We start from the raw sequence: 26,424 nt of genomic DNA on the forward strand, positions 1-26,424 counted from the left end.
CAGAAGGAGGGGACGTAATGGAAAACGTTACGTTATTAGATGGTATTTTTAAAGAATCGCAAGAAAAGGGAAAAGAATATTTGATTTATTTAGATATTGATAGACTTATTGCACCATGTTATGAAGCAGTTTCGCAAACACCAAAGAAAGTTCGGTACGGCGGGTGGGAATCAACTCCCATCAGTGGACATTCGATTGGTCATTGGCTTTCAGCTGCTTCTGCTATGTATACGGTTACGAAAGATGAAGAATTACTGAACAAAATTGAATATGCTGTTAACGAACTAGCTCTTGTCCAAAGCTTCGATGAGGATGGCTATGTCAGCGGCTTCCCTCGTACATATTTTGACAAGGTTTTTACAGGAGATTTCGAGGTTGAAAATTTCAGTCTCGCAGGCGGATGGGTTCCTTGGTACAGTATTCATAAAATTTTTGCAGGTCTTATTGATGTCTATTCCCTTACTGGAAACAATAAAGCATTAGAGGTTGTCACAAAACTTTCTGACTGGGCAAAAAAAGGAACAGACAATCTGAATGATGAGCAGTTTCAAAGGATGCTGATTTGTGAACATGGCGGAATGAACGAAGCAATGGCCGATCTATATACCATTACAAATAATGAAGATTATTTGAAGCTGGCCATCAGATTTTGCCATCATGCCATACTCGATCCTCTTTCTAAAGGGATCGACGAACTTGAGGGAAAACATGCGAATACACAGATACCGAAGGTCATCGGGGCAGCTAAGCTATATGAGATTACTGGGAATGAGGATTACAAGAATATGGCGGTTTTCTTCTGGAATGAAGTAACGAAAAACCGTTCCTATATTATTGGCGGAAATAGTATAGGAGAACATTTTGGACCAGTAAATAAAGAAACATTAGGCATCACAACCGCGGAGACTTGTAATACATATAATATGCTGAAGCTGACTGAGCATTTGTTCCAATGGAATCATAAGGCTGAATATATAGATTACTATGAAAGAGCACTCTACAATCATATTCTAGCATCACAGGATCCAGATTCAGGCATGAAAACATATTTTGTTTCGACGCAGCCAGGCCACTTTAAAATCTACTGTTCACCGGACAATTCTTTCTGGTGCTGTACGGGGACTGGGATGGAGAATCCTGCCCGATATACAAGAAACATTTATTATCAAGAACAGGAAGATTTGTTTGTTAATTTATTTATTGCTTCTGAATTAATCATGGATGAAAAGAAAATAAAGTTAAGGCAAGAAACCGATTTTCCAAGGTCTAATAAAGTCCGATTATACTTTGAAGAAGCGGCAGCTGAATTCTTAAACGTACATATCCGTGTACCATATTGGGTTTCTGGAGCTCTAACTGTTTTTGTAAATGGTGTAAAAACCAATTCGATTTCAGAAAATGGTTATGTAACTATCGGCAGGAACTGGAGCGGCGGGGATACAATAGAATTTACCCTTCCCATGGATCTCCATACCTATACAGCTAAAGATAATCCTAGAAAAGTTGGCTTTATGTATGGACCTGTTGTTTTGGCAGGAGCACTTGGTAAGGAGAATTTTCCGGAAAGTGATATTCTCGAAGATCATTTAAAATTAAACAATTATCCACTTATTGATGTTCCTAGCTTTGTAGCTGACAAAGTAGAACTTAATCAATGGATTAAACCTGTTGAAGGCTTTCCATTGACATTTGAAACAGACAAAGTTGGGCAGCCTGGCAATCAAAAAATTACCCTCGTTCCATTTTACAACTTGCATCACCAGCGCTATACATTATATTGGAATCTGATGGATGAAGAGGCCTACAAAACGTTTGTAGATAAAGAGAAAGAGGAGCTTGAAAAGTTAAGAGTTATCACCGTTGACGTTGTACAACCAGGTGAACAGCAGCCTGAGATAGAGCACGGAGTTAATAGCAAGAACTCTCAAACAGGTTATTTTAATGTGGTGGAAAAATCGTGGCGTGATAGTCGCGGGGAAGGCTTTTTCAGTTATGAAATGTTAGTGGAGCCTGATAAGAAAATGTACTTACAAGTAACTTATTTTGGCGGGGATAAGACACTTTTTGCAGATGGGAAAAAATATGAACGCGACTTTGAAATTGTGATTGATGGACAACTGGTTGCCACTCAAAAACTTGAGGGAAATCATTCTGACGGTCTTTTTAATATTTATTATGAGATTCCGTTAACAGTAACTGAAGGGAAACAACAGGTTGAAGTGAAATTTCAGTCTGGCGAAGGTAAGGCAGCAGGCGGTGTGTATGAGGTAAGAGTAATAAATTCCTTAAGTAAATGAGGTCTTAAGCTTTCAGAAATATCATGTTGTGAAATAGTGGAGGCACTCACTATGCGGGTTACGATAAAGGATTTAGCGAAATATTGTGGTGTTTCATCGGGTACGGTGGATAGAGCATTAAATAATCGTCCAGGAATAAAAGAAAAGACAAAGAAGCTTGTTTTAGAAGCAGCTCGCGAGTTAAACTACCGTCCCGATTTTACAGCCAGGAGTCTTGTAAAAGGTAAAACGATGACTTTAGGTATTGTTTTATTTGATTTATATAACCGATCTTTTGCACAATTGTTAAATGCAGTGGAATATAAGGCAAGAGAGAATGGGTACTTTATTTATATTGCATTATCAGATAAAGATCCAGAAAACGAAAAGCTATGTATTGAGTACTTAGCAAATCATAAAGTGGATGGAATTATCCTATTTACAGTCAATCAAGGTAAAGAGTTTGAGGACTATTTACAAGGGTTTTCCATACCAGTTATCACTATCTTTAATTATTTGTCAGAAAACTGGGATTATGTTGGAATTAAAGAAAAAGAAGCAATGATAGATGGAGTGGGTCACATTGTTGATAAAGGATATAAGAAATTCATCTATATTTGCCCTCCATTGACGTACCAAGGAAAAACAAATATTTATACACAAGAAGAAAGATTAAAAGGATTTTTAGATGGATTATCAATAAAAGGCATCAATGAAGTTCCATTAATTATAAAACATAATGGTTATTTAAGTGAGCTGGAAGAAGTAACGTTTGAGAAAAATAATAAGACAGCCATCGTCTGTTCCTGTGATTTGTACGCACTTGAAGTCATGAATTTTTTAAAGAATAAGGATATAAAAATCCCAGAAGAGGTCGGACTGATGGGGTTTGATAATATTGATGTACTAAAATACATTTCTCCTAAGCTAACAACAGTTGAATATCCAGTTGAACAGATTGGATTTAGGGCCGTCGAAAGATTGGTAAATAAAATAGAAGATGGGGGATTTTTTAGCGAAATAACCCCATCGATTGACTATAGGATTATTGTGGGAGAATCGACTTAACTAATCCAGAATAAAAAGTAATACTCTTATTCTAATAATCCATAAGAAGGTGAATGATGATGATGAAACATCGCATTGTTGTGGCAGGTTGTGGAGAAATGTCGAATACGTGGATAGATTATGCAAGTAAGCGTGATAATACAGAAATTGTCGGGTTTGTCGATGTGAATATTGATGCAGCCAAAGCGATGGCAAAACGAAAGGGCCTAAGAGTCCCAGCATATAATGATTTATCACAAGCTATTTTTGAAACCAAAGCCAATCTTGTGTTTGATGTGACAATTCCATCAGCACATAAAGAGATTGTTACGACTGCAATCAAAGCTGGTTGTCATGTTTTCGGTGAAAAACCAATGGCAGAATCCATGGAAGATGCAAGAGATGTGTTACAGTATGCTCGATACTATGGCAAGAATTATACCGTTATGCAAAATCGTAGATACTTAAAAAAGATTCGGGCATTACAAAATTTATTAGCAAACAATGCAATAGGAACAGTAGGTTCTGTTCATGCAGACTTTTTCCTGGGCCCTCATTTTGGGGGGTTCCGTGATGTGATGGATAACCCATTAATATTGGATATGGCCATCCACACATTCGACCAAGCACGCTTAATTATTGGATCAGACCCTGTATCTGTCTATTGTCATGAATATAATCCACCTGGCTCTTGGTATAAAGGAAATGCGTCTGCTATGTGTATATTTGAAATGAGTAATGGTATCGTTTTCACTTATCGGGGATCGTGGTGCGCAGAAGGGTTAAATACCTCATGGGAAGCAGATTGGAGAGTAACAGGGAGTAAAGGTAGTATTCGTTGGGATGGAATAAATCTACCAATCTGCGAAGTAATCGATGAATCCCAACCAAAAGATTTCATAAGTAAGGTTAAATCGATCGAAGTCCCATTTAAATGGGAAGGCCAAGAAGGTCACTGGGGTTGTTTTGATGAGATGTTTTCATCCCTTGAGGAGAATCGCATGGCTGAAACGGATTGCCGTGACAATATTAAAAGTATGTCAATGGTATTTGGAGCGATTGAGAGCGGAAAAAAAATGAAGAAAATCATTTTATAACAAATTTCACAAAATCTTAGGGACTTTATATTATAACTTTCAGAAATTTGGTGAAAAAATGACCATTTTAGATAGTAGATTTTACGCAGTAGTTGATAGACTTTCTAATTTTTTTATCCTTAATCTTTTTTGGATTATCTCTTGCCTTCCAATCGTAACGATTGCACCAGCTACTTCTGCGATGTATAGCGTTGTAAGACAATGGAAATTAAATCAAGATACAAGTGTGGTAAGAAACTACTTTCGATATTTTAAAGAAAATTTTAAACAGAGTTTTTTAATAGGAATCATTTGGATGTTGCTAGCGGTATTACTTTATTTTAACTATTTCTACCTAAATCAAGATCAATCTGGGTTAAAGTTTCTGATGATAATACCACTTATAATAATAAGTGTAGTGTTTTTAATTATTTCTACTTTTTTGTTTCCAGTAATGACTCATTATAACGCCACTTGGAAAGGTGCTATTAAAAATTCATTTCTTTTGGCTATAGTAAATTTCCCGTCTACAATACTCATTCTTGGTTTTCTAGCTTTACTTACTGTTATCATAATATATGTGCCAGCAACGTCTTTAATCATTTTTAGTGTTGGTGCATACATTAATTTTTCTCTATGTAATCGTGTTTTTCATAAAAATGAACAATTTGCAATCAATAATAATAAAATTATGGAAATTAATTAATAGAAGAAAAATATATAATTTAATAGTAACTTTTTGAAAGAATTAGCATTCGTCACATTCTATTGACGAATGTTTTTGTTTTTCTAAATCGTTAAATATAAGTATTGTTTTAATTGAAACAATGTCCTTAACTACTCAAATTTAATCGGCATTAAGAAGTCAAAAGACTTTCTATTTGCATTACAGAATAAGTTTAGTAAAATTTAATATATCAATGAACAACAAAATCATTAACTAAATTTATTAATTAGCATTAATTCATTTAAAGGAGACTATTATGGCAAATAATAATAAAAATAAGAAAAAAGAAGCAAAATCATCATCTACCTTTACTTTTTGGATGATTGGATTGGTTGCAGTTTTTATTTTAGCATTCATTTTTTTAGGCAATCACTCCAAACAACAGGATAAAACCACTACTACAAAAATTGATTATAGCAATCAGCCATTCAAAGGTAAGGAATCAGCCCCTGTTTCGATCATTGAATTCGGTGATTATAAATGCCCAAATTGCAAAAACTTCGCCAAGGATGTCGTACCAATTATCCAACAGGAACTTGTGGATACTGGCAAAGCAAAATTTTACTTTATGAATGATTCGTTTATTAACGTGGACTCGACTCGATCTGCGAAATTTGCGGAATCAGTACTCCAAGAGCTTGGAAATGAAACGTTTTGGAAATTCCATGATCTTTTATTCGAAAAACAGCCTGAAGACACTAAGTATGAAAAAATCGATTTGTTTACTGAGGACTTCCTAGTAGATACATTGAAGGAAGTTGCTAGCGGTAGTGACGTCGATAAGGTTGTAAAAAACTTCCAAGCTAAGAAATCCGATAATGCTTGGAACAAGGATATGGATTATGCTGAAAAACTTGGTGTTACAGGAACCCCGACGATATTCGTTAACGGAGAAAAGTTTGATGGACAAACTATTGATGACTTAAAAGACATGGTTGAGAAAGCCTCAAAAGGTGAATAAGTATGAATAAATCCTTAGTTCTCTCTTGGATTGCTGCCATCATTGCCACACTAGGCAGTCTGTATTTTAGTGAGGTTATGCACTACATTCCTTGTACACTTTGTTGGTACCAAAGGATATTCATGTACCCACTAGCCATCATCCTTGGAGTGGCGGTTTACCGGAATGATAAAGGCATCTATAAATATGCGCTACCGTTATCCATCATCGGTCTGCTGATCGCTGGATACCATACGTTATTACAAAAAATCCCCTATTTACAACAGTTTGAAATGTGTACAAGCGGAGTGCCTTGCTCAAAGGATTATATTAACTGGCTTGGCTTTATTACCATTCCGTTATTAGCTTTCATGGCCTTTACGATTATTACTGTCTGCTTAATCATTATTTCTCGCGACAAAAAGTAAAGAATTTATCAATAAAAAAGAGCGGTGAAACCAATAGGTTTGCCGCTCTTTTCTGTTGATAGCTTAGCTGCAATTAGTACATAAAAGATGCTCCAACAATGATCAATAAAATAAACAACACAACAATTAACGCAAAGCTGCTGCTACTTCCACCATGTCCCATAAAAATCACCTCCTCTTCCTAATTATTACAATGTATGCTTGAAGGGGTTGAAGTGAAATGGACAAACGTTGACTATTAGAAAAAATGATGGGTTAATTTAATATCGCATAGCTTGTTAGCAGAATTTTAATAAATAAATAATTTTATAGGACTTTTTATTGTAGTATAATAATATACAGTTATTTGGATTATTGGAAAAGGCAGTCATTTTACTCAGGAGTGGTGATAGGCAATGGCAAAAATTTTAGTAGCAGGTGAGATTCCCCACAAGGGATTAGAACTATTATCGAAGGATCACTTGGTTGAAGTATTTACAGGAGAGAAATTGATTACTGAAGCGGAATTAAAAGAGCGCATCAAAGATAAGGATGCCCTTCTAAGTTTATTATCTACCTCTGTTACGAAGGATGTAATTGACCAAGCACCCCATTTAAAAATCATTGCGAACTATGGAGCGGGATTTAATAATATTGATTTTGATTATGCCGCATCCAAAGGAATACCAACCACCAATACATCAATGGCATCGACAGCGGCTACCGCTGACCTAACGTTTTCCCTTTTATTAGCATCAGCAAGAAGAGTGGTTGAAGGAGATGAAGTATGCCGTACTGTTGGCTTCAATGGATGGGCACCTCTTTATTTTCGCGGTCGTGAAGTATCTGGAAAAACAATCGGGATTGTCGGATTTGGTCAAATTGGCCAAGCTGTTGCGAAAAGAGCCGCTGCTTTTGACATGAAGGTTCTATATACGAGTCCAAGTCGAAAAAGTCCTCAAGTTGAGAATGCACTAAATGCGACATATGTATCTTTTGATGAATTAGTTGCTGAATCTGATTTCATTACCATAAATTGTTCCTATAATCCAACCATGAAACACATGTTTAGCACAAGTCAATTTGAAATGATGAAATCAACAGCTTATTTAATTAACTGTGCACGAGGCCCAATCGTTGATGAAGCCGCACTTATAAAAGCGTTAGAAGAGAAACAGATTGAAGGAGCAGGGATTGACGTATTTGAATTTGAACCTGAAATTAGTGAGGGATTGAAAAATCTGAAAAACGTTGTATTAACTCCTCACATCGGTAATGCTACCTTTGAAGCACGAGATGCCATGGCGAATATGGCAGCGGGAAACATTGTTAAGGTATTAAACGGCGAAGCACCTTCTTATGTTATCAATGGAGTTATTAAAGAAACAATTCTAGTCTAATTATATCGGGCAAAAAAAAGACGGCAGCCGCCGTCTTTTTCCTGAAAGATTAACTATATTGGGGACGAAGTTTCGTGCGTTTATTGACGTGCTGCTCGGCACTTAAAGCCGCAATCGCCCCATCAGCTGCTGAAATAACTGCTTGTTTAATCGGTGTTCTTCTTGCGTCACCGCCTGCAAAGACGCCGTCAACATTGGTACGCAGGTACTCATCTACGATCACATAGCCTTCTTCATCGCGCATAACTGCCCCTTTTAAGAAGTCGGTTCCTGGCATCATCCCGCCGAGGTATAAGAATATTCCATCCACATCCCATACCTGTTCTTCCTTTTTATTAGTAAGGACGACAATTTTCTCAACACTATCAGTCCCAATAATTTCTCTTACACGGTGACGTTTATAAATTTCAACTTTTGAGTTATTTTCTAATTGAGAAAGATCCACGTCCCCTTTTAGTTCAGTTGGAATTAACAATTTCACTGTTTTACAATACTTGGCTAATGTTTCGGCCTCGTGGATCGCTTCATCATTATCTCCAACAACCGCGACAACTCGGTCTTGATAAAAGGCGGCATCGCAGGTTGAACAATAGCTTACACCCCGTCCAGTAAATTCCTCTTCGCCTTTAATCTTGCCAGAAGGAGCTTTTGCGCCAACGCCAATGAAGACACTTTTAGCTTTGATGGTACCTTCGGCTAATTCAATTTTTTTGATTTCATCTGAAAAATCAACCGATAGAACGGTGGAACGAATGAAGTCTGCGCCAAAATCCTTTGCTTGTGCTTGCATTCTTGTTAACAGTTCAAGGCCTGTAACTTCTTCGCGCACACCTGGGTAGTTCGCAATTTTATGAGTAATTGCTAGGGTGCCTGCTTTTGGAGCTTTATCAATGACAAGTGTCTTTAATTTCCCACGTGCAGCATAAACAGCAGCAGAAGCACCTGCAGGTCCGCCGCCGATGGTGACAAAATCATATACGTCTTCAAGAATTTTTTCATTAACTGATTGGAAAATAGTATCTGCACTTTCCTCACTAGTTTCTGGTTTTGAATTGCTTACCGCGGGAGCAGAGTCTTCTGATAATCCAAGCAGCTTGTTAAATTTTTTCTCTTGAAAGCCAAGGACTAGCTTTCCATTAATGAGTGTTGCAGGAGTTCCATAAATTTTCCGTTCCTTTAATTGATCAAAATATTCCTTATGTATGGAAGCATTTCGCTCTTCATATGCAAAGCCTTGATCTTTTAGGAATGTTTTTACTTTTTCACAATAGGGGCAGCCGGTGCTGCTATAAACGATAATTTCGGGTGTTGACATTTAGGAAACCTCCAATTTGTAAGTATCTTTAATTTAATAATAGTAGAAATCCTAAATAAAAGTCAATACTTTTTAATAATTATTATAAATAACAAAACAGTCCAACAAATTGTTGGACTGTTTGCTTCTCATATGAAAATTAAATGGATCTGCCTAAGAATGCAGTTAGCATCCATACATGCTTCTCAAGCCCCGAATGAATCGCAAGCAGCATGTCTCCAGTTGTTTCATCGTTCTTCTCCTCCGCAAAGCTCATGCCTTCTTTAAGTTCGCCAATGATAATAGAGAAGTCATTGATGACTGATTCAACCATTTCATCAGCAGTTTCATTATCTGTTGCTTCCTTAATAGATGAAATTTCTAAGTACTCTTTCATCGTAGCTGCCGGTTTTCCACCGATTGCTAGCAATCGTTCGGCTAATTCGTCAACATGCAGGCCAGCTTCATTATAAAACTCTTCAAATTTGACATGTAATGTGAAAAATTGTCCACCTTTTACATACCAATGATAGTTATGTAACTTCGTATACAAGACAGACCAGTTTGCAATTTGTTTGTTAAGTATGCTGACTAACTGATTTTCCATATAAAATAGCCTCCTTTTTATCCTCTCTTTATTATTACCAAACTTTGATGTTAAATCCTGTCCAAATTAAAGGGATTTGTTGTCAATTTGGTGAAGTTTTTGTGATATCGACGGTCTTTCTAGGCCTTTTTAGTGTTACATTCCTGATACAGGATGTAATAATCGTTCCTAAACTGTCCAAGAGAGTTATTTTTAGGAAATAAATGAGTAATGGTTATTACTTCCAATTGATAGATGAAAGCTTTCATGCAGGGCGCTACTTAAGCCGTTCGTATGTTACCACATTTTGGGTAATGAATTGGAATGTTACAACTGTTAGCCTTAATAGTAGAGACGCGAGTCAAATATTGGAGGTAATAAAATGAATAAATTTAAAAAACTAATGATTGCGACTGGCCTAATCTTGTCCATGTCAGCTTTTACATTAAATGGAACAACAGAAGCGGCCACGACCACACATAAAGTACAATATGGAGAAACTTATTGGAAAATTGCAACTAAGTATGGTGTAACGGTTAATAGTCTATTAAAAGCAAACAATAAAACTAGCAGTCTTCTTTATGCAGGATCAAATCTAGTAATCCCGAACTCTTCGATTACTGCAGCAGAAAAAGACTTAATGGGCCGCCTTGTTCATGCTGAGGCAGTAGGTGAGCCCTATGCAGGGAAAGTAGCAGTAGCCACAGTCATTCTTAACCGCGTATCTAGCCCTGATTTCCCAAATACCGTTAATGGTGTTATTTATGAAAAGTCTAATGGCTATTATGCCTTCACGCCTGTCCAAAATGGTACGATTAACCAAGCAGCCGATACTGCTTCAAAAAAGGCAGTAAATGAAGCACTTGCCTTTAGAGGCCAGGGCAAAGGATCGTTATTTTTCTATAATCCCAAAACAGCGGTAAGTAAGTGGATCTATTCTCGTCCAGTAACAGTAACCATCGGTAACCACCGTTTTGCAAAATAATTATCTTGTGTAATTCTAGTATGTCATGAACATAATAATATAATCAGAGAAGCAGTGAATTCCTAAAAATGGATTCACTGCTTTTTCGTTATGCAAATTAGAGTAGGTTATGCAAAATTTCATAATATCCAAGTTGTGTTTTTTATAAAAACGAAATTAAAAAGTGCAAACTAGGAGTTTCGGCAGACAAACTCGATTAATCATAGTTGGCACGAAAATTGCAATTATTTTAAATAGTTAGACTCTTTAGGTAAAATGAAAGGAGGAACCTTTCTGAGTTAATTTGTTTTAATTCATTACACCATCTTCGCTTGAAACAAAATGTAAATGCTTACGATTTCTTATTAATAAACAAATATCCGGATATAAAAGGAGAGATGGTTAAATTGGAGAATACTACTCTTAAGCGCTCGCTTGGACTATGGGCAATCGTTATGCTCGGATTGGGTTATATGACACCAACCATAGTGTTTGATACATTTGGAATTGTCTCTGTAGAAACAAATGGTGTGGTCCCACTAGCATACCTAGCAGCATTGGTTGTTATGGTATTTACTGCTATAAGTTACGGGAAAATGGTACGGGTTTTTCCAAGTGCTGGTTCGGCCTATACGTATACCCGAGAGACCATGAGTCCGCATCTCGGATTCATAGTCGGCTGGGCAGCGTTGCTTGATTATATATTGCTTCCGATGGTGAATGCATTGATTATTCGTATTTATATGGTATCTGTATTTCCTAGTGTTCCAGCATGGATTTGGGTTGTCGTTTATGTTGCGATCATCACTGCGATTAATGCTTGGAGTATGGGGAAAACCTCGAATTTAAATGCCCTGCTCGTTATTTTTGAAGTTGTCTTAATTGCAGCATTTATTGTCCTTGCTATTGTCCAGCTTTCCAAAGGAATGGGGCAAGGAACGATTTTAACAACAACACCGCTTTTCCATTCAGATATCCACCTCGGAGCAATTTTGACAGGGGCAACAGTGGTTTGTTTCTCCTTTATCGGATTTGATGCCGTAACTATGTATGCAGAGGAAGCAATTGACCAAAAAACGATGCCGAGAGCGATTATGTTGACGGTCTTCATTGGCGGCGCCATCTTTTTCGTCTGTAGCTATTTCGCCCAAGCCTTATTTCCAGATGTTTCAGGTTTCAAAGTAACTGATGATACATTACCTGAAATCGGATTGTTTGTGGGTGGAACACTGTTTAAACTGATTTTCCTTTCAGGTGCCTTTGCTGCAACGGTAGCTTCCGGACTTGCCTCACACGCAAGTGTATCAAGGCTTTTGTACGTTATGGGACGAAATGGGGTTCTGCCTAAAAAGGCATTCGGTTATGTCCATCCAAAATTCCGGACACCGGTTTTTAATGTCATCTTAGTCGGTGTTGTTTCACTGCTAGCGATTGCCCCAAGTCTTGAGTTGATTTCCTCCTTTATTAACTTTGGCGCGTTAATTGCTTTTACATTCGTCAATTTATCAGTCATTGCTCATTTCGTTTTTCGCCAGAAGAGATATAAAACAGCTAAGGATATTTTCTCCTATTTAATTATGCCGATCATTGGAGCTGGATTAACGGGAATTTTGTGGGTGAACTTACAATTTGATGCACTCATTGGCGGGATTGTCTGGATCGGAATTGGTGTGATTTATATGCTTTTCCAAACAAGATTCTTTAAAATCAAAATTGCTGATTTAAATATTGATGACGCAGAAAAGACCTCTTCCCTTTAACAAAGGAAGTTACCTGAGCCAGGCTAATCGCCTGGCTTTTTATTTTATTAGGATAGTGGTTTTAAAGGTATGCAGAAATGAATAATTCAATCATTTTTTCATAGCGTATAGCTCCGTTTTACTAGATCACCGTATAGTAACCGCTATTTATTAGTTGGCACGAAACTTGCTTTAATTTAAGTAACAATAAAAAATGAGGTGTTAGAATGGCAGTCAAATCTCTAGACACGAAGAATACGAAAGGAAGAGAACAGGATAATTCCCTTCTTGAGTTTCAAGAAACGTTAAAAGAAGCTGTGAATATCCTGAACTACCCACCCCAAGTATTCGAATTTCTAAAGAAGCCGATGAGATTTTTAGAAGTGAGTATCCCTGTTCGAATGGACAACGGACAAACAGAAATATTTCAGGGGTACCGGGCTCAACATAATGATGCATCAGGTCCAACCAAAGGAGGAATCCGGTTTCATCCAGACGTCACGGCTGATGAGGTAAAAGCATTGGCTGGCTGGATGAGCTTAAAGTGCGGGATTACCGACCTTCCTTATGGCGGTGCTAAAGGCGGGATTATCTGCGACCCTCGTAAAATGAGTTTAGATGAATTGGAAAAGTTGAGCCGGGGTTACGTAAGAGCAGTTAGCCAGCTGGTCGGTCCAACAAAGGATATTCCAGCGCCTGATATGTATACGAACTCGCAAATTATGGCGTGGATGCTCGATGAATATGACCATATCCGTGAATTCGACTCCCCTGGTTTTATCACGGGAAAGCCAATTGCACTTGGGGGTTCGAAGGGGAGGGAAACAGCGACATCAAAAGGTGTTTTATATACGCTGCAAATGGTCTGTGAATTAAGGAAATTACAGTTAAAAGATACCCGTGTCATCATTCAAGGGTTTGGAAATGTTGGCAGTTTCCTTGCCCAGTATTTATATGAGATTGGCGCAAAAGTAATTGGGATTGGAGATATGCTCGGCGGTTTATATGACGAAAAGGGGTTAGAAATACCATATCTCTTGGAAAATAGAGATTCATTTGGCATTGTGTCAAATCGCTTTAATAGTTCAATTTCAAACCAGGATTTATTAGAAAAGGAATGTGATGTCCTTATTCCAGCAGCAATTTCCGGGGTAATCAATAAATATAATGCCAGTAAACTTAACTGTAATATTATCATTGAAGCAGCCAATGGTCCTACCACAAAAGATGCGTTAAAAATACTAGATGAACGGGAAATCCTTGTTGTCCCTGATATTCTTGCCAATTCCGGCGGCGTCATTGTCTCCTATTTTGAATGGTGTCAGAACAATCAAGGCTATTACTGGACAGAGGAAACCGTAGATGAGCGGCTCAAGGAAAAAATGACTGCCAGCTTTTTAAAGGTTTTTCATACCTCCAAAAGGTATGGTGTAAATATGAAAATCGCTGCTTATATTGAAGGAATTCAAAAGCTGGCAGAGGCTTCGAGGCTTCGAGGGTGGTTGAAATATTAAAAAATGAACTGAAAAAAGAGGAGGACATTTTTATGAAGTTAGAGATATTAGCCGAACAAAAAGAACAGCAGTTGTTCCATTACTTTTGTTTAATATCAAATAACCATCGCTATGATTTGACGATTGGTTATTCAGAGCAGTTTTTTGGGAAAGCGATGGTCACTTCGATTCAGTCTGGGAAAATGGTGTTACTTTGCCAAGAGGACACCTATTCAGACCATCATTGGGCAGAAAGACTGGGAATCGAAACAGAGGATATCCCTGAATTTCAAGAGTTCTTCGGTTTAGTATTACAGACACGGCCTTTTCAGGAGCAGTATTAAACGAAAAAGGAGAGCGATGTTCATGTATTATGGTGTAGTTCTTAGCCCGTGTTATGGGAAGGTGGCAAGGATTTCGATTAAAGGCGAGTCAAGAATTTATGAATGGGAAACCTTATTTATGATTAAATCAGAATCAGGCAAATTAGAAACGGTTCAGACTAGTTTGAGCGGCGAAGTCGAATCGCTTGAAGTGCAGGAAGGTGATAAAGTTATTCCAGGGATGGTCCTCGCTTATATTAAAGAAGATTTATTTGTTACTGGTAGTGATTAATTGCTAGAAAAAGAAGATGGGACGGACATCTTCTTTTTTTGTGCTAAATTTAATTTAAAACATTTAGAATAAAGTGATAATATAAGGTAGATAAGGTTTTAAGGGGGAAGTAAACGATGTTTTCCGTTGCCAAAGAAAAAGTGAAACCGATTATTTCAGTAGACGTGGATGAAAGTGAAGAAGTTTTTCGATCTACCTTAAATAACCTTAAGGAACCCTTTTTGTTTTTAAAAAGACAAAATCACTTATTTGCTTATGTACTGCTTGAAAACCATAAAAAAGAGCATGCTTCGATTGCATTTCTACTTAATCAAGCGAAATCGCTAGATAGCATCTGCCATCTTAGCGAACAAATTTCCTTGCCTGCTTTGTTCCAAATTATAGGCGAACCCTTTGCCATCATTAGAGGTGAAGATGGTATTCCAGCAGGTTATATTCGCAGAGAGGACGTTCTAGCGGAGCTTTTTAAGCAGGAAAATAAAAGTGTCGACTTACTTAAAATTATTCTAACTTCGATTCCGATGGGGATTTTTGTATTGGATAAGGAAAAACGAATTATTAATTATAATGAAGCCGGATTAAAAATGATTAGATCAACAGCAGATAAGGTTATGAATCTTCCCGCAGGAGACATTTTTAGCCGTACCCATCTTGATCAGGTATTTACAACCGGTAAGACGCTTCTTAATCATCTGGTAATCAAAAATGAAATCGGGATTCTTGTCGATTATAGCCCCATCTTAAACTATGAGAATGAAGTCGATGGCATCATCATTGTTGCCCAGGATTTGCCTATGGTCGAAGAAATGGCCATGGAAATTGAATATATTAAGGATTTAAATAAGGACCTTCATGCGATTTTGTCTAGTATATATGATGAAATCCTCGTGGTGAATGACAAAGGGGAACTAATTAGGTTCAGTGAAAACATCATTCAAGATTTCTGGAAAGTAGATTTAAAAGAACTGATTGGTAAGAATATTCTCGAACTTGAGGACCAAGGGCTGTTTACACCTTCGGTCACAAGACTTGTTTTAGAAAAAGGAAAGAAGGTCTCTGTTGTTCAAGAAACAAAAGCTGGAAGAAAAATTCTTGCCGTCGGAAATCCGGTCTTTAATGAAAAAAATGAACTCGACCGAATTATCATTGCATCACGCGATATTACCGAAACTACACGATTAAAAAGTGAACTGCAAGAAATTAAAAAGATATCAGAACAATATAAGAAGGAATTAGACGATTTTAAAAGTAAGGACCGCTTTTTGAAAAAGCTTATTTACTGTAGTCCGAAAATGGAGAAGATTATCAATCAAGCCAAGAAAATTGCTGACTTTTCTTCGACAGTACTTCTTAACGGGGAATCTGGAGTTGGAAAAGAAGTAATTGCTCAGGCGATCCATCAATTAGGCAGACGCTCGACAAAGCCATTTCTTAAATTAAACTGCGGGGCGATCCCAGAAAATTTACTTGAAAGTGAACTATTCGGTTATGCGAAAGGGTCATTTACCGGAGCGGATAAGAATGGAAAAGAAGGATACTTTAAACAGGCTGATGGCGGTATTTTGTTTCTGGACGAAATCGGTGAGATGGCAATCCATCTACAGGTAAAATTGTTACGCGTACTGCAGGAGCAGGAAGTAATTCCGATTGGAACTACAACACCAATAAAGGTGGATGTGCAGATTATCGCGGCCACCAATAAAAAATTAGAGAAAATGGTTGAGGAGGGTACCTTCCGCGAGGATTTGTTCTATCGCTTGAATGTCATTCCGATCCACATTCCGCCATTAAGAGAACGGACAGAGGATATTTCGCTGCTCGCCTTTCATTTCCTTCAGCAATTGAATGAGAAATATGAGCGGAATTATCATCTAACCCCTGATGCTATTAATGTATTAGAGTTTTATCCATGGCCGGGTAACGTCAGGGAACTTCAAAACATTATTGAAAGATTAGTAGTCACTGCCGAACACCCTACGATTGATGCTGAATTCGTCAGCCAATTTTTATCAATCGGCTTGGAACATAAAAAGATGAAGCCTGTAATTAAAAGGGTCATTCCATTGCAGGAGGCCATTGATCATGTCGAGGAGCAGTTAATAGTGATGGCGATGAACCAATTCAAAACCACCACAAAAGCAGCCAAAGCATTAGGTATCAGCCAATCATCCGTTAGCAGAAAGTATCAAAAAATATTAACAGAGAAAAATATTAAAATCGAAAACTTATCTACCTTTTAATGCAAAGCTGTTTTAGATCTCGATGATCTGAAGCAGCTTTTTTTATGTCCAGCTCCAGCGCCTAGGGGCTCGGGGTCATAAGCCCTTGAAAAAGGGCTTCCGCTTTTTGATTATGCAAAATAAACTAGGTTATGCAAAGTTGCATACTATTTATTCAGATATTTTGAAAGAAACCTATTTCGATAGTCAATAGGCATTGGCACGCTTCTTGCATTAATGTTAGTGAGGGTGAATAAAGGAGGAATTTAAATGGTCGAGGTAAAAAACCGAGTTGTAAACCTGAAGATGTTTATTGATGGTGAGTGGAAGGATGCCGAAAATCAAGAAACACGCCCAGTTATTAATCCTGCAACTGGTGAGGTTATTTCATATGCACCTGAAGGAACGACTGCTGATGCTCGTACTGCAATTTATGCAGCACGGAGAGCTTTCGAAGAAGGTGTTTGGTCAGGGATTTCTGCTCAGGAACGAGCCTCCTATTTATTAAAAATTGCTGACAAAATTGATGAATATACCGATGAATTAACCCAGTTGGAAACAATGGATAACGGGAAACCATTAAGAGAAGCAGGCTTTGATGTCGGGGATGCGGCCGCCTGTTTCCGCTATTATGCCGGCCTGATTACAAAGCCTGATGGACAGACCTACCATGTCGCCGATCCTATGCAGGCTATGGTTGTCCGCGAGCCGGTAGGTGTTTGTGGCTTAATTGTTCCGTGGAACTATCCGTTGTTAATGAGTGTTTGGAAAATTGCCCCTGCCTTAGCAGCGGGAAATACAATTGTCTTTAAACCGTCTGAAGTGACGCCAGTAACCCCGAAAAAGCTATTTGAAATTTTTGAAGAAGTTGGTTTGCCAAAAGGGGTGGCTAATATGGTAATGGGCGCTGGAGCGGTTGTTGGAAATGAAATCGCTTCCCATCCTGAGGTTGATATGATTTCGTTTACCGGCGGTACGAAAACGGGCAAGCACATTATGAAAACAGCAGCTGATACGATGAAAAAAGTTTCATTAGAATTAGGCGGTAAATCGCCCAATATTATTTTTGCTGATGCTGACTTTGAAACAGCAGTCGATTATGCCTTATTTGGTATCTTCGCAGGGTCCGGTCAAGTATGCTCAGCTGGTTCAAGAATCCTTGTCGAAGAAAGCATCCATGATCAATTCGTCCAGCGTTTTGTCGAACGGGCTAAGCGAATTCAAGTAGGACCAGGTAATGCATCTGGAACAGAGATGGGTCCGCTTGTCAGTCAGGAGCACTTAGAAAAAGTTCTTTCTTATATTGAATTAGGCAAACAGGAAGGTGCTACAGTTGCTTGCGGGGGAAATCGAATCGTCAGCAACGGGTTAGAAAAAGGTTATTTTGTTGAACCCACCGTTTTTGTCGATGTGAACCAAGAGATGAGAATTGTCCAAGAGGAAATCTTCGGTCCTGTTGTTGTGATTCAGAAGTTCAAGGACGAAGCGGAAGCTATAAAACTTGCAAATGGTACGGTGTATGGGTTAGCCGGTGGTGTGTTTACCAATAATGGTGCAAAGGGTTTGCGGGTCATAAAAAAGCTGCGTGCAGGGATTACTTGGGTAAATTCCTACCATCCTACTTATAACGAAGCACCATGGGGAGGCTATAAGCAAAGTGGGATTGGGCGAAGCCTGGGAACGTTTGGGCTTGAAGAATTTCAAGAAATAAAACAGATTAATATCAATTTACAGGTTGAGCCGGTTGGCTGGTTTTCAAACTAATTCACTACTAGGAGGAATATAAATTATGAGTATCGATTTAAAACAAGAATTAAAAAGTGAGCAAAATAAAAATGTTAGTGAATATATTAATAAGGTTCTAAGTTTAATAGAAAAAGAGGAAATTAATGAAGCGGAAGCGGCTTGGATTACGAAAGAAACCGTTGACGGATTCCGTGAGAACGTAAATCCAGGCTTCCTAGAATACCGCAAAACAGTTACTGAAGGCGGCCAATTTGCGGCAGTGGAATGGTCTGATAATGGATCATGCTTTAAGGATGTTAATGGTAAGGAATATATTGATTGTCTTGGCGGCTTTGGCATCTATAATGTCGGTCATCGAAATCCTAAGGTGGTTAAGGCGGTAACTGACCAATTAAAACGTCAGGCGCTTCATAGTCAGGATTTGCTCGACCCGCTTCGTGCGATGTTAGCAAAAATCTTAGCCGATATCACTCCAGGCAATTTAAAGTATGCCTTTTTTACCAACAGCGGGACAGAAAGTGTGGAAGCAGCCTTAAAGCTCGCGAAAATGTACAGCGAGCGGACAACATTTATTTCTACTACTCGTGCATTCCACGGGAAAAGTTTAGGCTCGTTGTCAGGAACGGCAAAAGGGATGTTCCGTAAACCATTCTTACCGTTAATACCAGGCTTCCGTCATGTGCCTTTTGGCGATATAGACATGATGAGAAAAACGTTTGAAGTCTGTGCTTCTGTTGGAGAAGATGTGGCTGCAGTTATTTTAGAGCCGATTCAAGGTGAAGGAGGAATCATCCTTCCACCGGAAAACTATTTAAAACAAGTTCGTGAGCTTTGTGATCAATATGGCTCCTTGCTCATATTTGATGAAGTGCAAACAGGAATGGGCCGAACTGGAAAAATGTTTGCTGCTGAACTGTATGAGGTTGTACCAGATATTATCTGTCTAGCAAAAGCCTTTGGCGGCGGAGTGATGCCAGCAGGTGCCGTTGTAGCCACCGAAAATGTTTTCAAGAGCTGGTTTGATAATCCATTTATGCATACAACAACCTTCGGCGGTAATCCGTTAGCATGTGCGGCAGCGATTGCGACGATTGGGGTGTTAATTGAAGAAAAGTTACCAGAAAGAGCAGCGGAAGTGGGGGCCTATTTCCTTGCAGAACTGAAAAAGGCAGCAAAAGACCATGAAGATAAGATTCAAGAGATCCGTGGTCAAGGCTTAATGATTGGCATTGAATTCCATCAAGATGAAATCGGCTACGAGGTCTCAAAAGGGATGTTTGACAGAGGAATCCTAGTAGCAGGGACTTTGATTAATTCAAAAACCATTCGTATCGAGCCGGCTTTGACCATTAGTTATGAAGAGGTAAATAAAGTGGTTAGCACCTTTAAAGATGTATTAGAACATTTAGATGTCTAACGATTTTTTAAGAAGGGGGAGCACAGAGGTGGAAAAGAAATATGTTAAGCTCCAAACAGAGATACCTGGGCCGAAATCAATGGAAATTTTGGAGCGGAGAAATAAATATGTCCCAAAAGGAATCAGCAATAACTGCCATTCCTTTGTAAAAAAAGCGCAAGGAGCCCTGGTCGAAGATGTGGACGGTAATTGTTATATTGATTTTGCTGGCGCTATTGGAACGATAAATGTTGGCCATTCACATCCAAGAGTGGTTAGAGCTCTTCAAGAACAAGCTAGTCAATTTATCCACACGGGCTTTAATGTGATGATGTATGAATCGTATATAACTTTAGCCGAGCGGCTTTGCCAGCTTGCCCCGGGTGATTTTGACAAGCAGGCGGCTTTTTTTAACAGTGGTGCAGAAGCGGTTGAGAATGCTGTAAAGATTGCCAGGAAATATACAAAGCGCCAGGGAATTGTTTCGTTTACAAGAGGGTTCCATGGACGGACGTTAATGACAATGACGATGACAAGTAAAGTGAAGCCGTATAAATATGGCTTTGGACCATTCGCACCAGAGGTTTACAAGGCGCCATATCCCTATGGGTACCGCCGCCCTGAAGGAATGAATGAGCAGCAATATAGCGATATGATTATTGAACAATTTGAACAGTTTTTACTGGCGGAAGTTGCTCCTGAAACGATTGCAGCTGTCGTAATGGAACCAGTGCAAGGAGAAGGCGGCTTTATCGTCCCTGACACTGCCTTTGTTAAGCGTGTAAGAGAAATTTGCACACAGTATGGAATCTTGTTTATTGCCGATGAAATCCAAACCGGGTTCGCGCGGACCGGAAAGTACTTTGCCATCGATCATTTTGGAGTCGTGCCTGATTTAATTACGATATCGAAATCAATGGGGGCTGGTGTTCCGATCAGTGGCGTGATTGGCAGGGCAGATATTATGAATACCGCTGAAGTTGGCGAAATCGGCGGAACCTATGCGGGAAGTCCGCTCGGATGCCGGGCAGCGCTGACAGTATTAGATATTATTGAAAGTGAACAACTGAATGACCGGGCCAGAAATATAGGAGACCGCGTGCTCGAAAAAATGCACCTCCTTGCGGAACGTTTCGAAGGAATTGGTGATGTGCGGGGCCTAGGTGCCATGTGTGCGATGGAAATCGTCAAGGATAGACAATCGAAAACACCCGATAAAGAAGCGGTTGGAAAAATTGTGAAAGCTGCAGGGGAACGTGGCTTGATGTTACTTAGCGCGGGGATTTATAGCAATGTTATTCGCCTGCTCATGCCCATAACGATCCCTGATGACCAACTGGAAGAAGGACTACAAATTCTTGAAGAAGCAATGGAAGCAGTTTATAAAAATGATCCTGCCATATACGTTGGAGGGGAATAAAATATGGATACTGTAAAGAAAAATTATCAAATTTATCCCATGTATCTTAACGGAGAATGGGTTGGAAGTGATTATGAGGTAATAACAGAAATTATTAATCCTGCAACAAATGAAGTAATTGGTGCCGTGCCAACAGGCGGCGCATATGAAGCAGAAAAGGCTGTCAATGCAGCCCATAAAGCCTTCAAAATCTGGTCGAAGAAAACTTCGGAAGAGCGTTACAAGTTGCTGATGAAATGGTTCAATTTAATTGAAGAAAACAAGCATGATATTGCACGGATTATGACAATTGAGCAGGGTAAACCGCTAAAAGAAGCACTTGGAGAGGTTCAGTATGCAAATGGCTTCATCTCTTGGTATGCCGAAGAGGGAAAACGGGTGTACGGTGAAACGATTCCGGCATCGCATCCAAATAAAAGAATCCTAGTTAGAAAGGAACCAGTTGGTGTGATAGCGGCGATTACCCCGTGGAACTTCCCGGCGGCAATGATTACGAGAAAAGTAGCGCCGGCACTTGCAGCAGGCTGTACAGCCGTTGTAAAACCAGCTAATCAAACACCGCTCACAGCATTAAAAATGGCTGAGCTTGCCCATGAAGCCGGAATTCCTGCAGGGGTTTTGAACGTAATAACTGGAAGGTCGTCAGAAATTGGCGAATCGTGGCTGAAGGACCCACGCGTGACAAAAATTACCTTTACAGGATCAACAGAAGTTGGAAAAACGTTGATGCGAGGTGCCGCTGAAACAGTCAAAAAGGTTTCGCTCGAACTTGGCGGGAATGCCCCATTTATTGTGATGGATGATGCAAATTTAGCGAAAGCCGCTGAAGGACTTGTGCAATCAAAATTTCGTAATGCAGGTCAGACTTGTATTTGTACTAACCGAGTATTTGTGCAAGAAGGGATAGCAGACAAATTTATTAAGCTTTTTCAAGCAGAATTAGAAAAGCTTAAAGTCGGCAACGGACTGGAAGAGGGAACAGATATCGGTCCACTAATCGATCAAGCCGCTTATAAAAAAGTAGAAGGACTGGTCAAGGATGCAGTTGAAAAGGGTGGAAAAGTCACTTATAGCGGGCTCAAGCCTGCGGAAGACAACGGCTATTTCTATGCTCCAACAATTTTGACCAATATTAATGACGAAATGGAATGCATGAAGGATGAAATCTTTGGACCACTCGCTCCGATTTCGACCTTTAAAACGGAAGAGGAAGTTATTGAACGAGCAAACAATTCTTGTTACGGATTAGCTGCCTATGTGTATACAGAAAATTTAAGCCGTTCCTTTAGAATCACGGAACAACTGGAATACGGAATCATTGGCCTGAATGATGCCCTGCCTTCAGTCGTTCAAGCACCATTCGGGGGATTTAAAGAGAGTGGTCTTGGACGAGAAGGTGGACATTACGGCATCGAAGAGTTTTTAGAAGTAAAATATATATCGATAGGTTTGGATTTATAGGAGTCATTTTTTCTTCGAGAGAAACCACGACTAAAAGCTACAATCATGCAAGGGGAGTATGCGCTCGGGTATCGCGAGGACAAACCATTAAGTAGAATGCTACCACCTTGGCCGCTTGAAGAAAGTTTAATTAAAGGGTAGATCTATTTTAATAGGAATAAGCCGTGCATTTTGAGAACCTCATACACGGCTTGTTCTTTTTATTTTAATTTGATGAAATTTAAGATTATTATCAGTTTTATTAAACAATTTACTTCAAATTGATTGTCCTACTGTGTTACGATAGCGTATAAAAGCAAACTGGGAAATGAGGGTGGGATAAGTGATTAAAACAATTTTGTTTGACGTAGATGGGGTACTTTTAAGCGAGGAGCATTATTTTGATGCTTCCGCCTTAACCGTTTGGGAGATGTTGATTAGCTGTAATTACTTGGGACTTGAACCAGAGCAGTTTATAACGGATTATAGTGAAGATGAAATCAAGGAAATAAGAGAGTTAGTATTTGAAAACGATAAAGTTCTCAAGTTTATGAAATCACGCGGCTTAAACGCCAACTGGGACATGATCTATCTATCATTCTGCCACCAACTTATCCACCTGTTGTCACAAATTAAGGATACTGAATTTGAGAAAATCACTAAATGGTGTCAGGCACCAATCAATAGAGAAACATTATTGGAGATTGGCAGGGTGTTGAGTAATTATCGTGTAAAGATGAATTTCAGTTTGTTTGTGGAAGAGTTTTCACGCTCAGAAGCAACGAAGCAGGAATTGTTTAGTTATTTGAATGAGTTGGCGAAGGAGAAACTTGGGGTCGAAACTTCTATTTTTAAAAAGGGAGAACTTTGGTCCGTTTGTGAGCATGTATCCCAAGAATGGTATGTGGGGGATGAACATGTTCTTGCCTCTACGGGAAGACCCTCGGTTCAAAAGGGGAAAAAGGGCTTTCTGGCAAATGAAACCACATTAGCCCCGAGGCAGGAAATTGATGAGTTATTTCAATTCTTAAATTCATCAGGTTTCACGATTGGAATCGGGACAGGCAGGCCTGAATTAGAAACAATTCAGCCGTTCCAGCATTTAGATTGGTTAAAGCATTTTGAAGTGAATCGGATCGTCACCGCTGATGAAGTGCTAATGGCGGAAAAAGAGCTGCCCGAAAGGAAGTCGCTGTCGAAGCCGCATCCATTTACATATATCATGGGACTTCTCGGAAAAGAAGCATCAGTTCAGGATTGTTTAAATACGCGTTTGCCGCTTGAAAATGCGGAGACCGTTCTAGTGGTTGGCGACTCATTGGCGGATTTGTTAGCGGCTCGACAACTGGGCTGCCCGTTTGCCGCGGTGTTAACTGGTCTGTCAGGAAAAGATGCGAGAAGTGATTTTGAAAAGCATGAAGCAGAATATATTCTTGATACGGTGCTCGATTTGAAAGGGATATTATAGGTGCAAAAAGGAGGGATTGCTTGATCGCAATCCCTCTTCCCCTGCCTAGATACTTTCTACTTTTTCTATTTCCATACGTCCCGGTTCAAAAGAATCCACATTTGATAACTCCAAGACTTGTGCTTCCTCTAGTCCATCAATTAATTTTAAGGCGTGAATGACATTAGCATTTAATGTCTTATCCAGGGTTAAAACCATGATAGCTTCGCCGCCGACCTCTGTTCGACCAACCTGCATTGTTCCAATATTGATTTGGTGATCACCCAATAGAGAACCGACCTTACCAACCATCCCTGGTACGTCACGATGCTTAATATATAACAGGTATTTTTCTGGTTTGACATCAATCCGGTATTGATTGATTTTTAGAATTCTAGCTCCGTAGCCATTTAAGACCGTAGCACCAATTTTGGCCGTCTCAAAATTATTGGTAACACTCAGTTCCATATAATTTGCAAAGCCTTTATTCGAAGCATTTTTTACAACATTATAGGAAACTCCTTGTTCCTTCAACAGGTGAAGAGCATTAATTAAATTGACCGAATCGCTTAAATGATAAGATAGGACACCTTTAAGCATCGTACGAGTTAACAATTCTGTATCTTCACCGATTAATTCGCCATAATAATTAATTTCAATTTTAGTAGGTGCCTGTTTGTTTAATAATTGAATGACAAGCTGCCCCATTTGATCACCAAGCAGTAAGTATGGCTGCAGTTTCGCCTGTGTTTCCCCTGACATTTGCGGCATATTAACCGCGTTTTGAATGGATTGAGATTCGAAAATCTCAATGATTTCTGCACTTACCTCTTGGGCAACTTTTTCTTGAGCTTCAACCGTGGAAGCCCCTAGATGCGGTGTTACAATAATATTTGGATTTTGCAGTAATTCTGGGTCGGCAACAGGCTCTTTTTCAAAAACATCAAGGGCTGCTCCAGCCACATGCCCTGTCTGAATGGCTCTAACTAGTGCCTTTTCGTCGATAACACCGCCGCGCGCACAATTGACAAAACGGACCCCTTTTTTGGTTTTTCGCAAATAGTCATCATTAATAAGTCCTCTTGTGTCATTGGTTAGAGGTGTATGAATCGTAATAAAATCTGATTCTTGAGCAATTAAATCGAGACTGGCTTTCGTCATGCCCAGTTTCTTTGCGCGCTCATCAGTTAGATAGGGATCAAACCCTAAAATGTTCATCCCAAAGCTTTTTGCTCGTTTCGCCACTTCAGTTCCAATTTTACCCATGCCAATTACGCCAAGTGTTTTCTTATATAATTCCACCCCTTTAAAGGAGTTACGGTCCCATTCGCCGGAGGTCGTTTTCTGATGGGCTTGGGGAATTTTTCTTGCTAATGATAACATCATTGCCAAGGTATGCTCGGTTGCTGCAATTGTATTAGCACCAGGTGCATTGATGACAATAATCCCTTTTCTAGTTGCCGCATTCACATCAATGTTATCGACCCCGACACCTGCTCTAGCGATCACACGGAGACGGCCAGCTGCTTTGAGCAGTTCTTCACTTACTTTCGTTTGGCTCCGGACAATAAGAGCATCGTATTCGCCAATGATGGTTTTTAACTCGTCTGTCGGAAGTGTTGGCTGTCGGTCTACCGTAAAATTAGGATGATCTATTAAGCTTTTCAACCCCGTATTGCTAATTCCATCGGTAACAAGGACTTTAAACATTTTTGAATCCTCCTTTAATTTCTAATAAAAAACGTCCCTCATAACAGACAGAATTGTCTTGTTATGAGGGACGTGAATAAACGCGTGGTGCCACCCTCTTTTGCTGCAAAATAAAAGCAGCCTCAACAAGTTAACGGTTTCAACCGGGCACCGCCTACTAAAACTTTCGGCGGCCAGTTCAGAAGGGCTGGGCATCTTAAGAAAACTGCACTGGTTCGCAGCAAGCACCAGCTCTCTGAAGCATTTTCTTAATACCGTCTTCGTCATCACTTTTCATTTATGGAAGATCTCTAAAAGATTGAAATTTCAAAAAATAACTGAATATAGTGATTATTCTACAACCATACCTTCAATATTGTAAAGGGATAAAAGAGAAAAAATATTTCAGATTTTGCTGAAAAATTTTGCTCAATAATAGTAATCCCTTTATAATACGGTAGTAAGCGGTTACACTATAATTACTAGAAACAAACCTATTGTAA

22 protein-coding genes and 1 other annotated feature are annotated in these 26,424 nt (G+C 39.2%); of the genes, 18 read left to right on the forward strand and 4 right to left on the reverse strand.

Features of this window, described 5'->3' with window-relative positions:
- The first annotated feature begins 17 nt into the window (after nucleotides 1-17).
- The 6 genes from J7E67_RS02460 (at nucleotide 18) to J7E67_RS02485 (ending at nucleotide 6,494) form a co-directional block, all read left to right on the forward strand.
- Nucleotides 18-2,297 (forward strand): glycoside hydrolase family 127 protein, encoded by a 2,280-nt coding sequence (locus J7E67_RS02460; protein ID WP_214730866.1) that lies wholly within the window; start codon nucleotides 18-20, stop codon nucleotides 2,295-2,297.
- Nucleotides 2,298-2,348: 51 nt separating this feature from the next.
- The gene (locus J7E67_RS02465; protein ID WP_214730867.1) at nucleotides 2,349-3,344 is read left to right on the forward strand and encodes a LacI family DNA-binding transcriptional regulator; all 996 of its coding nucleotides are present in this window, start codon (nucleotides 2,349-2,351) and stop codon (nucleotides 3,342-3,344) included.
- Nucleotides 3,345-3,403: 59 nt separating this feature from the next.
- Nucleotides 3,404-4,420: a Gfo/Idh/MocA family protein gene (locus tag J7E67_RS02470; RefSeq protein WP_214730868.1), complete on the forward strand. Its 1,017-nt coding sequence runs from the start codon at nucleotides 3,404-3,406 to the stop codon at nucleotides 4,418-4,420.
- A 58-nt stretch (nucleotides 4,421-4,478) separates the two neighbouring features.
- Nucleotides 4,479-5,105, forward strand: coding sequence for a YesL family protein (locus J7E67_RS02475; RefSeq protein WP_214730869.1), 627 nt, complete (start codon nucleotides 4,479-4,481; stop codon nucleotides 5,103-5,105).
- 277 nt (nucleotides 5,106-5,382) lie between these two features.
- Nucleotides 5,383-6,087: a DsbA family protein gene (locus tag J7E67_RS02480; RefSeq protein ID WP_214730870.1), complete on the forward strand. Its 705-nt coding sequence runs from the start codon at nucleotides 5,383-5,385 to the stop codon at nucleotides 6,085-6,087.
- A gap of 2 nt (nucleotides 6,088-6,089) precedes the next feature.
- On the forward strand, nucleotides 6,090-6,494 hold the full coding sequence (locus J7E67_RS02485) for a disulfide oxidoreductase (RefSeq protein ID WP_214716561.1): 405 nt from the start codon (nucleotides 6,090-6,092) through the stop codon (nucleotides 6,492-6,494).
- A gap of 73 nt (nucleotides 6,495-6,567) precedes the next feature.
- Here the strand turns inward: J7E67_RS02485 and J7E67_RS02490 are convergent, their stop codons facing one another.
- On the reverse strand, nucleotides 6,568-6,657 hold the full coding sequence (locus J7E67_RS02490) for a YjcZ family sporulation protein (RefSeq protein WP_214730871.1): 90 nt from the start codon (nucleotides 6,655-6,657) through the stop codon (nucleotides 6,568-6,570).
- Nucleotides 6,658-6,889: 232 nt separating this feature from the next.
- Between J7E67_RS02490 and J7E67_RS02495 the strand changes: the two genes are divergently transcribed.
- Nucleotides 6,890-7,873: a 2-hydroxyacid dehydrogenase family protein gene (locus J7E67_RS02495; RefSeq protein WP_214730873.1), complete on the forward strand. Its 984-nt coding sequence runs from the start codon at nucleotides 6,890-6,892 to the stop codon at nucleotides 7,871-7,873.
- 49 nt (nucleotides 7,874-7,922) lie between these two features.
- On the opposite strand, the gene J7E67_RS02500 is transcribed toward J7E67_RS02495, so the two are convergent.
- Both J7E67_RS02500 and J7E67_RS02505 read right to left on the reverse strand, forming a co-directional pair.
- Entirely contained in the window at nucleotides 7,923-9,188 is a 1,266-nt protein-coding gene (locus J7E67_RS02500) for an FAD-dependent oxidoreductase (protein WP_214730875.1), read from the reverse strand.
- A gap of 139 nt (nucleotides 9,189-9,327) precedes the next feature.
- The gene (locus tag J7E67_RS02505) at nucleotides 9,328-9,774 is read right to left on the reverse strand and encodes a Dps family protein (RefSeq protein WP_214730877.1); all 447 of its coding nucleotides are present in this window, start codon (nucleotides 9,772-9,774) and stop codon (nucleotides 9,328-9,330) included.
- 361 nt (nucleotides 9,775-10,135) lie between these two features.
- On the opposite strand from J7E67_RS02505, the gene J7E67_RS02510 reads away from it, so the two are divergent.
- The 11 genes from J7E67_RS02510 (at nucleotide 10,136) to J7E67_RS02560 (ending at nucleotide 24,253) form a co-directional block, all read left to right on the forward strand.
- Entirely contained in the window at nucleotides 10,136-10,738 is a 603-nt protein-coding gene (locus tag J7E67_RS02510; RefSeq protein WP_214730879.1) for a cell wall hydrolase, read from the forward strand.
- A 377-nt stretch (nucleotides 10,739-11,115) separates the two neighbouring features.
- The gene (locus tag J7E67_RS02515) at nucleotides 11,116-12,477 is read left to right on the forward strand and encodes an APC family permease (protein ID WP_214716566.1); all 1,362 of its coding nucleotides are present in this window, start codon (nucleotides 11,116-11,118) and stop codon (nucleotides 12,475-12,477) included.
- Nucleotides 12,478-12,683: 206 nt separating this feature from the next.
- Nucleotides 12,684-13,970 (forward strand): Glu/Leu/Phe/Val family dehydrogenase, encoded by a 1,287-nt coding sequence (locus J7E67_RS02520; protein WP_214716567.1) that lies wholly within the window; start codon nucleotides 12,684-12,686, stop codon nucleotides 13,968-13,970.
- 32 nt (nucleotides 13,971-14,002) lie between these two features.
- Nucleotides 14,003-14,293, forward strand: a complete 291-nt coding sequence (locus J7E67_RS02525) for an SAV0927 family protein (protein ID WP_214716568.1) — start codon at nucleotides 14,003-14,005, stop codon at nucleotides 14,291-14,293.
- Nucleotides 14,294-14,315: 22 nt separating this feature from the next.
- Nucleotides 14,316-14,564, forward strand: a complete 249-nt coding sequence (locus J7E67_RS02530) for a biotin/lipoyl attachment domain-containing protein (protein ID WP_214716569.1) — start codon at nucleotides 14,316-14,318, stop codon at nucleotides 14,562-14,564.
- 116 nt (nucleotides 14,565-14,680) lie between these two features.
- Nucleotides 14,681-16,804: a sigma 54-interacting transcriptional regulator gene (locus J7E67_RS02535; RefSeq protein ID WP_214730881.1), complete on the forward strand. Its 2,124-nt coding sequence runs from the start codon at nucleotides 14,681-14,683 to the stop codon at nucleotides 16,802-16,804.
- Nucleotides 16,805-17,053: 249 nt separating this feature from the next.
- A complete protein-coding gene (locus tag J7E67_RS02540; protein WP_214730883.1) occupies nucleotides 17,054-18,547 on the forward strand; it encodes an aldehyde dehydrogenase family protein in 1,494 nt (497 codons plus the stop codon).
- A gap of 25 nt (nucleotides 18,548-18,572) precedes the next feature.
- The gene (locus J7E67_RS02545) at nucleotides 18,573-19,946 is read left to right on the forward strand and encodes a putrescine aminotransferase (RefSeq protein WP_214716572.1); all 1,374 of its coding nucleotides are present in this window, start codon (nucleotides 18,573-18,575) and stop codon (nucleotides 19,944-19,946) included.
- 28 nt (nucleotides 19,947-19,974) lie between these two features.
- Entirely contained in the window at nucleotides 19,975-21,345 is a 1,371-nt protein-coding gene (gene gabT / locus J7E67_RS02550) for a 4-aminobutyrate--2-oxoglutarate transaminase (protein ID WP_308161334.1), read from the forward strand.
- Nucleotides 21,346-21,384: 39 nt separating this feature from the next.
- Nucleotides 21,385-22,806, forward strand: a complete 1,422-nt coding sequence (locus J7E67_RS02555; RefSeq protein ID WP_214730912.1) for an NAD-dependent succinate-semialdehyde dehydrogenase — start codon at nucleotides 21,385-21,387, stop codon at nucleotides 22,804-22,806.
- 322 nt (nucleotides 22,807-23,128) lie between these two features.
- Entirely contained in the window at nucleotides 23,129-24,253 is a 1,125-nt protein-coding gene (locus J7E67_RS02560) for an HAD family hydrolase (RefSeq protein ID WP_214730887.1), read from the forward strand.
- Nucleotides 24,254-24,298: 45 nt separating this feature from the next.
- Here the strand turns inward: J7E67_RS02560 and serA are convergent, their stop codons facing one another.
- Complete coding sequence (gene serA, locus J7E67_RS02565; protein WP_214716575.1) at nucleotides 24,299-25,942, reverse strand: phosphoglycerate dehydrogenase; 1,644 nt, start codon at nucleotides 25,940-25,942, stop codon at nucleotides 24,299-24,301.
- Between the two features lie 63 nt (nucleotides 25,943-26,005).
- Nucleotides 26,006-26,218: a binding site (T-box leader), on the reverse strand.
- Nucleotides 26,219-26,424: the final 206 nt, after the last annotated feature.

The organism is Bacillus sp. ISL-46, assembly GCF_018613205.1.